The 13,107-nt window shown below is 55.2% G+C and carries 7 protein-coding genes and 2 pseudogenes; all 9 read left to right on the top strand.

The window, feature by feature from the left end; all coding sequences use genetic code 11:
* Positions 1-8: 8 nt before the first annotated feature.
* The 9 genes and pseudogenes from AC1DFB_RS19705 to AC1DFB_RS19665 all read left to right on the top strand — a co-directional run bounded on the left by AC1DFB_RS19705 (position 9) and on the right by AC1DFB_RS19665 (position 13,036).
* Positions 9-1,540: pseudogene (locus AC1DFB_RS19705) on the top strand (tripartite tricarboxylate transporter permease).
* Positions 1,541-1,545: 5 nt separating this feature from the next.
* A complete protein-coding gene (locus AC1DFB_RS19700) occupies positions 1,546-3,030 on the top strand; it encodes an aldehyde dehydrogenase (protein ID WP_170736129.1) in 1,485 nt (494 codons plus the stop codon).
* A gap of 73 nt (positions 3,031-3,103) precedes the next feature.
* Entirely contained in the window at positions 3,104-4,336 is a 1,233-nt protein-coding gene (locus AC1DFB_RS19695) for a Tm-1-like ATP-binding domain-containing protein (protein WP_480922827.1), read from the top strand.
* Between the two features lie 331 nt (positions 4,337-4,667).
* Positions 4,668-5,036: a putative quinol monooxygenase gene (locus AC1DFB_RS19690; protein ID WP_480922826.1), complete on the top strand. Its 369-nt coding sequence runs from the start codon at positions 4,668-4,670 to the stop codon at positions 5,034-5,036.
* 208 nt (positions 5,037-5,244) lie between these two features.
* Positions 5,245-5,337: pseudogene (locus tag AC1DFB_RS19685) on the top strand (zinc-ribbon domain-containing protein); the annotation flags it as partial.
* A gap of 27 nt (positions 5,338-5,364) precedes the next feature.
* Complete coding sequence (locus tag AC1DFB_RS19680) at positions 5,365-8,604, top strand: adenylate/guanylate cyclase domain-containing protein (protein WP_480922840.1); 3,240 nt, start codon at positions 5,365-5,367, stop codon at positions 8,602-8,604.
* A 43-nt stretch (positions 8,605-8,647) separates the two neighbouring features.
* The gene (locus tag AC1DFB_RS19675; protein ID WP_480922825.1) at positions 8,648-10,051 is read left to right on the top strand and encodes a hypothetical protein; all 1,404 of its coding nucleotides are present in this window, start codon (positions 8,648-8,650) and stop codon (positions 10,049-10,051) included.
* A complete protein-coding gene (locus AC1DFB_RS19670; RefSeq protein WP_480922824.1) occupies positions 10,048-11,994 on the top strand; it encodes a GMC family oxidoreductase in 1,947 nt (648 codons plus the stop codon). Before AC1DFB_RS19675 ends, AC1DFB_RS19670 begins: the two co-directional genes overlap by 4 nt.
* Entirely contained in the window at positions 11,948-13,036 is a 1,089-nt protein-coding gene (locus AC1DFB_RS19665; protein ID WP_480568229.1) for a ferritin-like domain-containing protein, read from the top strand. Before AC1DFB_RS19670 ends, AC1DFB_RS19665 begins: the two co-directional genes overlap by 47 nt.
* Positions 13,037-13,107 lie beyond the last annotated feature (71 nt).

Raw genomic sequence — 13,107 nt, 5'->3', positions numbered from 1 at the left:
AGGTACGTATGGATACCCTTCTGTCCGGTGTTTCAATCCTGCTGCAATGGCAGGTCATCGTGGCCTTGTTCATCGGCTCGATCGGTGGTGTCATCATCGGCGCGCTGCCCGGTGTGGGCGCTGCCGTTGCCATCGCCATCCTGTTGCCCGCAACCTTTGCCTTTGAGCCCATCGTCGGTCTGACCTTGTTGTTGGGGATTTACGGATCATCCATGTATGGCGGCGCGATCCCGGCCATCCTGATCAACACGCCCGGCACGGCGGTCAATGCGCTGACGACCTATGATGGCTATCCAATGACCAAGCGCGGCCAAGGCCACAGGGCGTTATCGCTGGCTTATTCAGCTTCATTCTTCGGGGGGTCTTTGCCATCATCTGCCTGATGGTCCTCTCGCCCGTGTTGGCCATGATCGCCCCGCATTTTGGCAGCCGCGAGATTTTTTTGGCCGCGTTGTTGGGTATAGTTCTGGTCGTTTTAGCCCATCGAGGACAGATCTTTGCAGCAGGTATGCTTGCTGCATTTGGCGTCTTTTTGAACACGGTCGGACTGGAGCCCGTCAAATATACGCGCCGCTATACATTCGATCAAAGTTGGCTGGCGTCAGGCGTTGACCTGATCGTGGTTGTGCTGGGCCTGTTTGCGCTCAGCCAGGCTTTTCTTTTGCTGTTGGAAAAGAACCACGCTCCAGAGGACACCCATGTCAGCGGGAATATCTTTGCCGGATTGAAGGAACTGTTGGGCCTAAAACGGATCGCCACCGTTTCTTCAAGCATCGGGGTATTTATGGGCATGGTGCCGGGAACAGGTGAGTTCACTTCGCAGTTTCTGTCCTACACTTATGCTCAGAAAAGCTCGAAAAATCCCGACAAATTCGGCGATGGCTCGCCCGAAGGGTTGGTGGCATCCGAAGCCGCGAACAACGCCGTGCCGGGGGCAGCGATGATCCCCCTACTCGCCCTCGGTATACCCGGCGAAGCGCTTACGGCGATGATGCTGTCGGTCTTCTATGTTCATAACGTGATCCCCGGCCCGCAACTGTTTGAGAACCAGATGGATTTCGTCATGGCCCTATATATGGCGCTGATCCTGCTGAATGTGATCGTTCTGGTCTTTCTGCTGTTTTCGACAAACCTGCTGTTAAAGATCATTCAAATCCCCACACGCTTCCTCGGCGTGATGATCCTGATCCTTGCTTTTGTCGGAGTATACAGCCTGCGCAATTCGATCACCGATTGCGCGATCGCTGCGGGGTTTGGCGTCTTTGGTCTGATCCTCAAACGGCTTGATCTGCCGATCGTCCCGATCATCCTGGGCATGGTACTGGGTGGAATCATGGAAACCAAGCTTCGCAGCGCAATGGCTCGGGTCAAGACGCCGCTGGACTTCATCGACCGGCCCATCGCAGCCATTCTGTTCGGCCTGATTGTGCTGATCCTGATCCTGCATTTCCGCACGCTGTACTACGAGTTCAAAAACAAGCTGCGCCCCGAACCCCATGTCCCAGCCGTGGATTCCGACCACCCGAACCAACAAGGATAGCTTTCATGGATCAGTCTTCCATCGATGCCTTGCGCGTGCAGGAGATTGCCACACGCGGACACTTTATCAATGGCGATTTCCGTGCCGGTGAAACTGGCGCCCTGCATGAGGTGCTGTCGCCCATCGACGGCCAGCCTCTCGCTCAAATCGCCGAGGGCAGCCCGGCGGATGTGAATGCAGCGGTGCGCGCCGCGCGGACCGCGTTTGAGGATGGCCGGTGGTCGCGCATGGCCCCTGCAGGACGCAAGAAGGTTCTGCTGAAACTGGCGGATCTAATCGAATCCCGTGCGCTTGAAATCGCGGTACTGGGTGTGCGTGACAATGGCACAGAGATTAACATGGCGTACAAGGCCGAAGCGCTCTCGGCTGCCGCCACCTTCCGGTATTATGCCGAAGCCATCGACAAGGTTTACGGTCAGGTTGCCCCGACCAGCCATGACGTTCTGGGCCTCGTGCATAATGCGCCTGTCGGTGTTGTCGGGGCGATTGTGCCTTGGAATTTCCCGCTGATGATCGGCAGTTGGAAAATCGCCCCTGCCCTTGCAGCGGGCAACTCCATCGTCTTGAAACCGGCAGAAAGCGCATCGCTCAGCCTGTTGAAAATCGCTGAACTGGCTGCCGAAGCCGGAGTTCCGGATGGCGTCTTCAACGTGGTGACCGGGCGTGGTTCGGTCGCGGGCGAAGCTTTGGCCTTGTCGATGGATGTGGACATCATGGTCTTCACGGGATCCGGCGCGACAGGTCGGCGACTGCTGGAATACTCGGCGCGGTCCAATCTGAAACGCTGCTATCTGGAATTGGGCGGCAAGTCTCCGAATATTGTTTTCGCTGACGCGCCCGATTTGGCGGAAGCTGCAAAGGTCTCGGCCGCCGGGATTTTCCGCAACTCCGGACAGGTCTGTATCGCGGGCTCGCGCCTGCTGGTGCAGCAGGACATCTACGAGGATTTTGTCGCCGAGATCACGCGCTACGCCGCAGCCTTTCGCGTTGGTGATCCGTTGAACCTGAACAGCCAGATTGGTGCCGTGCACAGCCTGCCCGAGTTAGAGGCCAATTTGGAGTTCGTTACCAAGGCCGAAGCTGAAGGTGCCGAACGTCGTACTGGCGGAAACCGCATTCTGCCCGAAACCGGGGGTTACTATATGTCCCCTACAGTAATGGCAGGTGTCAAAGAAACGGATCATCTGTTTCAGAACGAAGTCTTCGGCCCAGTCTTGGCCGTGACCCCGTTCAATGACGAAGCCGAGGCGATCCGGCTTGCCAATGCCACAGTCTATGGGCTCGCAGGCGCAGTCTGGACTTCAAACCTCAGTCGCGCGCATCGCATGGTGGCCGAAGTGCGGACCGGGGTCATGCATGTGAACACCTATGGCGGCTCGGACCTGACCGTTCCGCTTGGGGGCGTGGGTCAATCCGGGAACGGGCATGACAAATCTTTGCACGCGCTTGAGAAGTACTTTGCATTGAAAACCGCCTGGATAAAGCTCTGACTGCGGGGCGTCTGAACGACATGTCTTCACCGCTTTGTCTGGGGCCCATAGGTCGCATGAATAGGAGGAACCAATGACCACAAAGACAATCCTGCTGATTGGGACCTACGACACGAAAGAACCCGAGATGCGGTTCATCGAACAGGCGATCAAGGCGCAGGGCGCGGATGTGTTGACGATGGATGTCTCGGTATTGGGCGACCCTTTGGAGCCAACCGACATCTCCAAGCACGACGTCGCCCAAGCGGTTGGAATGACCATCGAAGATGTCATCGCACAAGGGGACGAGAACAAAGCCTTTCGCGTGATGTCAGACGGTGCCTCAAAGGCCGTTACCCAAGCCTATGCGGATGGGCGATTTGACGGGATGCTGGCGACCGGGGGCACTATGGGCACCGATCTGGCCCTGGACTGTGCACAGGCCTTGCCCATGGGGGTGCCTAAATACATCGTGTCGACCGTCAGTTTTTCTCCGCTGATCCCGCCGCACCGACTGGCTCCGGACATTCAGATGATCCTGTGGGCCGGGGGGCTCTACGGTATGAATTCGATCTGCCAATCTTCGCTTGCGCAAGCGGCCGGCGCTGTTGTTGGTGCCACAAAAGCTGCCACAATGCCGGATCGCAGCAAACCGCTGATCGGGATGACCAGCCTTGGGTCCTCGTGTCTGCGCTATATGAAAACGCTCAAACCAGCGCTGGAAGAGCGCGGGTTCGAGGTTGCCGTTTTTCATTCCACCGGAATGGGCGGCATGGCATTCGAAAAACTGGCGGGAGAAGGGGCGTTTGCCTGCGTCATGGACTTCTGCATGCAGGAATTCGGGAACCTGATGGCGGGTTCCGTGGTCTCCAGCGGTGAGGATCGCGTGACAAATGCCGGGCGTGTCGGCACGCCACAACTGGTCGCACCGGGTGCGTTGGATCTTTTGGATTTTGCCGGATGGCAGGACATCCCTGACCAGTATGCCGACCGTCCATTTCATGAACACAACCGCCTGATAAAAAGCTCGGTCTTCAATGGCGATGAACGCCGTGCCTGGGTGCGGGAGCTTACCAACCGATTGGAGGCCTCAACTGGCCCGGTTCACTTTTTTCTGCCCGTTCACGGGGTCGAAGCCTGGGACAAGGAGGGTGAAGAGGCGCATAATCCCGAAGCCCTGGCCGAGATGATGGATGAGGCCCGTAAAGTCATGCCCGGGCGCGTTCCGATGACCGAAATAGACGCACATATCAACGATGCCGCGTTTTGCGATCATGTATTGGCACAGTTCGACGAATGGGTCGCAGAAGGCGTGGTCGCAACATAAATTCAGGATTTACGCCCGTCTTTATGATATACACGCAGGTCAAACACAGCCTCGGTGGCGGTGAGTTCGGGCGCATTCTTCCACGTGCGGCCGACTTGCAGCTAGATGCATAGCCATCACCGCTTGGATACTTGTTAAAGACTATTTTTCGGCGGAATCGTGTCACCGGTTCAAGGTGGCCAAAGACCTGTGCAGTAAGTGAAGAATTGAACTCGACAAATGCCCAGGATTAGCGACCCGTTCCGCCGGTGACGTTGCCAATATTGAGCGGCAACCAAACCGTTGGACCCGCATTTAGACGATCGGTCCAACCCATGCAAGGAGCGAGGAAATGCTAACCACGATTGCGATTTGGTATCTGAACCCAGAAACCCGGTCCGAAGGTATTGCTGCACTCCGGCGGCTTGCTAGGGACGTCAAGAAAAACGAACCTGATACCTGGGGTTACCTTGTGCACTCAGGTGGCGCGGACTCGGTCCCGCCATGCGATGACGATAAGATTGTGTTCGTGGAAATCTACAAAAACGAAAAGGCATTTAAAAAACACCTGAGCAAAGGATCGGATTTTTCGAAGTTCCTGAAAAAAAGTGGTCACCTTTTTCTTTCTGCCCCAGGGAGCGAGAGCCCATTCTTTCAGGTCATGAACGTTGATCGCATTCAGGGATTCGTACGCCCCGAAGATGGGTCGAGCAACGGCTAAAGGTACGTCGGGCGATCCCGGCCGCCCCAAGGAAACCCTGTAATTTTGTTGATCCACGGGGCTTTGCGCCGGGTGAAGTTGCAGCCTGGTTCATCCATCAGGAATTGTTGGGCGACGCATTGTTGATATTATGTTATAAGAAGCCGTGATTTCGTTCTATCGTTTCTAATTTTGACCTGATCTATCTAAACTTACGAAGGCGACCATTTTGGTAAGTCCTGACGTTAATTGCCCAAATTGTGGTTCGGCCAATCCTGCCGGATCGAAATATTGCCAAAGCTGTGGAAACGCCCTGTCCCTTACGTGTACAGCGTGCGGAGCCCCAGCTTTGCAAAAGGCAAAGTTCTGCACGGCCTGCGGTGCGTCTGTGGTCGGATCAGCGCCGGTCAAAAAGTCAGAGCAAGACAATTCACCGCCACTAACGCCCGCACCTGAAAATGTTGCGGAACGGCGGCAACTGACCGTCATGTTCTGCGATCTGGTTGGTTCTACCGCGTTGTCCGAAAAATTTGATCCCGAAGACTATCGTGAGCTTATCACCCAATATCGCGATCTGGTCGGTAGCACGGTTGCGAAATTTGGCGGTGAGATCGCAAACTATGCAGGTGATGGTGTTGTGGCTGTCTTTGGTTACCCCGTCGCGCAAGAGGCGAGTCACTATTCGGCCGCGCTGTGCGCGCTTGAAATTACCCAGATGGCAGAGGGTATTGAAGTTGGATTTTCCAGCCAGCCGGTTGCGACCAACGTTCGCATCGGAATGCATACCGGACCCGTTGTTGTTGGCACCGCCAACAGCTCGTCATTGGACGAAAAGATGTGGCTGTTCGGAGACACACCGAACGTGGCGGCCCGTATTCAGTCCGTTGCCGAGGTCGGGCAAGTCGTGATCTCCGAGGTGACGCGACGCCTGATTGGTGAACGGCTCGACTTTGTGTCTTTGGGCGCGCCGCAATTGGCAGGGATTAGCGCTCCGCTAGAACTGTTTGAGGCCCGGCAGAAGGTTTTGGGGTTCGAAACGGGGCGCAAAGACTTTTCACACGACAAAACACCAACCATCGGTCGGACGGCGGAAATTGCCTTGGTCCGATCTCGGTGGGAGGGTGCGCTGGAAGGTGAAGGGCAAGTGCTGTTGCTGACCGGCGATGCGGGTGTCGGAAAATCTAAGATCGCCTTTGGGCTAAGCGATGACCTGGCCGAAGAAGATGCGTCGCAGTTCATTCTGTTCGGCTCACCGCTTCATCAAAGCAGCGCATTTTACCCGATAAAAAACGCGCTTACGGCGTTGACCGGAATGACACCTGATGAGACTCCAGAACAGAACCGGGCTAAGATCATCGGGTTTTTGTCTGAACTCGGTCTCGATGATCCTGACTGTGTTATGCCCATTCTGCGCCTAGTGGCGCTGGAAGACACTTCAATCCCGGCTGAACCAATGGCGCCTGAACGGGAAAAGGGTGCGTTGATCGAAGCGTTGCTGCGGCTTTGCGCAGGCTTAGAACAATCTTCACCGCTGATGTTGTTGCTAGACGACGTACATTGGTTCGATGCTTCCACGCTTGAGTTTGTCGACGGATGGGTTGAGCAACTGTCAAGTAGACGCTGCCTGGTCTTGATGACGGCCCGCAGTGAATTCCAGTCACCCTGGCGAAACCAGTCACATGTCACCACCTTGGAGCTGAACCGTCTGGTCCGGCGCGATATCTTCAAACTGGTTGAAAGCATTTCGGGAATCCGCCCTTCGGATGAGGTTCTGAGCCAGTTGGCAGACCGAACCGATGGCGTGCCGCTGTTTGTCGAAGAACTGACCAAAATGGCGATGGAATCCGGTCTGCTGGTAAGCCGGGGGCAAAGTAAGGCCGAGTTGTCCATGGCAATTCCGGAGTCTCTGCAGGATTCCTTGATGGCCCGGCTGGACCGTTTATCCGCCAGCCGCGAGATCGTGCAGGTCGCTGCTGCAATCGGGCGCAACTTTGAAAGAAACCTGCTTAGCCACGTTTTGAAATGGAGCGACCAGGAAATCACCAGAGCGCTGGAGCAGCTACTTGAAACAGAGTTGATTGTTCCCGCCGGGCTGAGAGGCGTGGAAGACACATATCGGTTCCGTCACGCCTTGGTACAGGATGCGGCGTATCAATCCATGCTGCGTTCGACGGCGTCCAGATGGCACGGTCAAATCGCGGCGGTTCTTGAAGAGAACTACAAGGAAATTGTTAAACACGAGCCAGAGATTCTGGGCCATCACTATTGGCGCGCCGGTGATTATTTGGCGGCCGAGCTCAACCTTATGCGGGCCGCGCGCCAGGCATTGGATCATTCTGCAAATGTTGAGGCCATCACCCATCTGCAACACGCCCTGGAATGTCTGCAGGAACTGCCTGCTTCGCAAGACCGCGACCGGCGCGAGATTGATCTGCAAATCACCATCGCGGTTCCGTTGGCGTTTGTACGAGGATACGCACACAATTCGGTCCTTTCCGCCTATGCCCGGGCACAAACCTTGTGTCGTGAATACGGCGAAACAGAGCGGTTGTTTAAAGTCGTCTATGGCCAGTTCCGATCGACAATGCTGGGGGGCGAATATGCTGTATCGAAACAGAATGCGGATCGCCTGGTGTCGCTTTGTCAGGATCTGAAAAGCCCTCTTGCTATTGTATCCGCCGAGAGATCACTTGGCTCGCTGCAGACATATCTTGGCCAGCCGCAGGACGCACTAACGCATTTGCAGGCAGGGATTGATGTCAATCTGTCGCTTGAGCACCGGTTCATGGGGCTGGATTTTGACGTCGTTGATCTATCCGTCGCGCTTCAGGGATATCGTGCGCTGTCTTGCTGGTTGTCAGGCGACACGAAAAGCGCTTTGGCCGCGATCGAAAAGGCCGTGCTTCACGCTGAAGAAACAGCGCATCCCTTCAGTCAATCCTTTGCAAATGCATTTCTGGGTTGGATCTCGCAGTTCCGCGGCGATGAAGACCTTGTACTGGAAAGCTCGGCCAATCTGATTGCGCTGTCAGAGGAGTACTCGTTTCAGTTCTGGCGTGGATGGGCGCGGATCATGAACGGATGGGCACGCCGGAACGAGTTGGGCGACGGCGCGCTGAAGGAAATCGAACTTGGTCTTCAGGAATGGCGGGATACCGGCTGCCGGCTGGGGTTGAGTTTCTTTCTGTATCTTTATGCAGACGCGGCCATCCTGCACGGACATCTCGAACTCGCAGAAGAGCTTTTGGACGAAGCCGAGCAGATCACGTTGGGTGGGGGGGAACAATTCTGGATTGTCGGTTTGACCCGGCTAAGAGGACGTCTGTCGCTTGCCCAAGGTCATGAAGAAGCGTGTATCGATCATTTCGAGCAGGCTGTCAGTTTGGCGCTGGACCGCGGGCATTTTGGTCCACTGCTGCGTACGATCAAAGAGCTGGCAAAGCTTGATCCAACCCCCGATTGCCTGAACCGGATCAAAAAAGCGGTTGAAGAAGTCGCCGGGTTCGATGGTCCGGATTTGGCCGAGACACGCGCTATTCTGAATAAACTTGGAACTGCAAAAACGGAGAGCTCATCACAGGACATTTGAAAAATACGAGATAGTCAAAGCCAGTCGGGAGGACATAGCCATTATGACTAAGAAGAAATCAAAAGGTGACCGCTGCCATCAGACGAATGTCACCGGTGTCATGCCAAAACTGCCCAAGCAGTTTGATACATTTCCCTTCTATTATGCCTCTCTGCAATGCCAATGGATGTATTGGTATACCTCAGTCGAAGCCGCCAAACCCTTCGTCAAGGGTACAGGATTGTGCGTGGCGGAGTTCCCCGATGAAAATGGAAAGAACAAAGCTGTCATTCTATTGAATTTTCAACGCTACACCGCCCACTATGACAATTCCTTGGGCTTTGTGAACGAGGTTGAATTTAACCTTCTGGCTTACCCTTCGAACCGGGTGCCCGGCGTTCCGAAGATGTCCCTGACCGAGTATCTGCACGGCCGCGATCAGACCAAAACCATCGGGCATCTGCGAATACACGTAGCTGCAGACAATGCGGTTGCAGTCAAGGCTGGGCGTCAGGCCTTTGGCGAGCCCAAGTTTCTGGGGCAGTTCAATTACAAAGTGCCGTCGCTGAACGCCAAAATGAAAGGAAATCCGCCAATCTCTCCGAAATCCTGGTGGATTCAATTGGTCAACCCCGACGACCCGCAAACCATCGTCTACGATTTGACCGCCGATTTGGGAAAGCTCAGCGGCAATCAGTGGACGACAACAAATTGCACTCCGATCCCGGAATTCGCGACCGGTCTTGGCCGCACTGTTTGGACCCGCTGGACAATCTCGGGCCTCTTCGAAACTGCAATGCTGGACAACAAGGACGGCAAGCGCATCGCCAAGACATTCAAACTGAAACTCGGCAACAACGATTTCCCAATGACACGGGACATGCATCGGTTGTTCACCGACTTCACCCCTGTCGCCGTACAGGTTTTTGAAAGCCCCCCGCCTGCTTCGAGCCGCGCGGGTTCTACGTGGATGCCATTGATGGAGACCGCCATGTCACAGCATGACAACAGTCCCGCCCATCAAGCCTTCCTGTCGGTCAGCGCGGCATTGACGGGTTACAATAGTGCCGAGTTGCAAGGGACCGGGTGCACCGGGGAATACTGGCATCAATTCCGACAGGTTCTACCAGAAGAGATTTTGAGCCGGTTTCTGTCTCACGCTCAATCCCTCGGGCAAGGGGACGATGATCAGATTATCCGCCAAACTTATCTGTCGGACAGGTGCCTTGGCCCGATTGCGCGTTCGCTGATTCAGCTTTGGTACACGGGTCAGTGGGTTCCGCTTTCGCAAGAATGGCGCGAAAGCTACGGCGCTTCTCGCTTTGATGTGGTCAAGATCATCTCGACACGCTCGTACAAGGAAGGGTTGGTCTGGGACGCCATCGGTGCCCATCCCATGGGGGCAAAGCAGCAGGGTTTTGGTGCTTGGGCGCTTGAACCTCCTCGGAAACGGGAGGCGGGCCAATGAACGCGATTACAGACGACGACAGAACCTATGATGTGGTCATTGTAGGGGCAGGATTTTCCGGTGCCATTCTGGCGAAAGAGCTTGTGTCAGCAGGGCACACTGTTCTGATCCTCGAGGCCGGTGCGGATCATGGCAAAACGTGGGAGACCTACCGATCCTATCTGGATCAGTACTACCTCTCGTTGGCGAAAACACCGAACTCACCCTATCCGGATCTGCCGACTTTGCCGTCACCCTCGGTGCTGGACATCACGGCGGTTCGCGGCACCGAACCGGACACAAACGGGTATTTTGTTCAGCGCGGGCCGCTGCCGTTTGGCAGCAACTATCTGCGTGCCTATGGCGGGACCTCCTTGCACTGGCTGGGCACCAGTCTTCGGATGATGCCCGCAGATTTCGAAATGCAGAGCAGGTTCGGCAAGGGGGTCGACTGGCCATTTGGCTACAAGGATATTCGATCCGACTATGAGAGGGCCGAATGGGAAATCGGCGTCTCAGCAGACGCCGAGGAACAGACACCCAGAGCATTGGGAATAAAGACCTCGGGCAAGCATGATAACCGGGGGTACTTTGCTAAAGGATATGACTTCCCCATGCACTCGATACCCTCGTCTTATATCGATGGGTTCTTTGCTCGGGCAGACGGCATGCCCATTGAAATTGGCGAAGACCCTAAAGACACGGTCAAACTGAAAGTCTCACGCACGCCGCAAGGCCGCAACTCAACCCCGCGTAAGCCAAAGAATGCCAATGGTATACCCGTGGGCCGCAAGATGCGGCATCAGTTTCGCCCGCGAGGATCGACCGGTCCATTTGCCTATATGGGCCAGCGGTGCGAGGGCAACTCAAGCTGCATTCCGATCTGCCCAATTCAGGCAAAATACAATGCGATGAAGACGCTGGAAGATGCCAAGCACATTCGCAAACATCACATGAAAACAATCACGCAAGCCGTGGCGTCCAAGGTCGAGCTTGCCGAAAGCGGTCGGGTTTCGGGTATCGTCTACAAGAAATACCCGTTCTCCGGTGTTGCGCAATACGAACTGCGCCGTGCCAAGGGCAAACAATACGTCCTTGCTGGTGGAGCGGTGGAAAACGTAACTCTTGCGCTGGCTTCCGAGATTTGTCGGACCAGCGGCGAACTGGGCCGCAACCTGATGGATCATCCCTACATGATGACGTGGGGTTCCGCGCCCGAGCCAGTTGGTCCGTTTCGTGGGCCGGGATCGACGTCAAGCTACGCCAATTTCCGGGACGGGACCTTTCGTGACAGAACTGCCGCCCATAGGCTCGAGATCGGAAACTGGGGCTGGAACTTTGCCACCGGGGCCCCAAACACGGATGTGGCGCGCTTTGTTGAACAGGAGAACCTCTTTGGCAAAGCGCTTCGTGACAAATTATATCACGATGTTCAAAGACAGGTTCGCATCGGCACGATGGTCGAACAACTGCCCCGCTCGACCAACCGAGTCACGATTGATCCCGCCTATCGCACACCGATGGGTGAATATCGCCCTGTGATCAGCTATGATCTGGATGACTATTCGCGGGCCGGTTTGGCGACGGCATACGACACCTGTACGCAGATTTTTCAGCGCCTGGGTATTCGAAACCACACGGCCTACAACCCATCTGACGCCGGATATTTCACCTATGACGGCCGGGGATACACGTTCTTTGGCGCAGGTCATCTTGTCGGAACCCATCGGATCGGAACGCACCCGCGCAATTCGGTGACTAATGACGTAATGCGAACCTGGGATCACGACAATTTGTGGATGGTAGGCGCCGGATCGATGCCAACAATCGCAACATCGAACCCGACACTCACGATGTCGGCAATGGCTTACCGAGCCTCCAGAGCAATATCGGATGCTGTTCGGAAAGGGGGGCAAAATGACCTCGAAAGACAAACTGGAGAAAGAGCGCGCGACACTGTGTAAACTGTTTCAGGACGCGCTTATTCTTGAACTCACTACCATTCCTCCCTATGCGACTGCGTGTTATTCGATCCTCGAACAAGGCCAGTATGACCGGTCTGAGCCAACAATCGTAAACGCCGAACCCATCGAAGTGATCCGGCAGGTTATGGTCGAAGAAATGCTCCACATGGTTCTTGCGGCGAATGTCATGAATTCGATTGGCGGAACTCCGGAGCTGAACAATCCTAAGCTGCTGCCCAAATACCCCCAGCCACTGCTAAACGGGCGCGGTCCAACTGTTTATCTGCGCAGGTTTACGCCAGACCAAATCAAGAGCTTTCGTGCGGTTGAAACGGCACCAAAAGATGAAAGAGCTGCGAAAAGCGGTGATTATCATACGATCGGAGGTTTTTACATCTACATCCGGGAAAGGTTGCGCAAAGCCTGTGATACTTATGGGGATGCCGCGATTTTTACTGGTAATGAGGCACGACAAATCACCGACGCCGACTATTTCGGTGCTGGAGGTGAGGTGATCGAGGTGATTGGCACCCCGTCGCAGCGCCGTAAGGCCGCGCTGAAGGCGATAAAGAAAATCATGGATGAAGGGGAAGGCGCAGACCTTGGTCACAGAGCTGGCGACAATGACATTATCCCTGGCCCTGATCACCGCGAGGATGTTGCGCACTATTTCAAATTCAACGAAATCCTGCACAGCCGGTATTATAAACCAGATGACAGCATAGACGGCCCGCCCACCGGTGGCGACCTCATCGTCGATTGGAGCGCGGTATCCCCGATGCGGGATGATCCGTCCGAAAAAGACTTCAAGAACGCGCCAGAGATCGAAGAAATATCTGCAGAATTTAACGCGGCCTGGTCCGGCCTGCTTGATGGTCTGCACATTGCGTTCAACACGGACAAGACTGCGCTAAGGTCACTGGTCCCAGCAATGTATGACATCAAGTCTCTGGCGCAGAAATTGATGCGTATTCCTTTGCCGGATGGATCAGGGGAAACCGCCGGGCCAACTTGGACGTATCTTGCAAAGACAAAGAGTTGATCGCTCGTTTCGTTGCAAGTCGATTAATACGCGGCAGCTATTTGGTCAAATTCGGAAAGCAATAATTTGCT

The organism is Ruegeria sp. S84 (genome assembly GCF_056583445.1).
The sequence above is the reverse complement of the archived record's forward strand: the minus strand, read 5'-3'. Positions and strand labels throughout refer to the sequence as shown.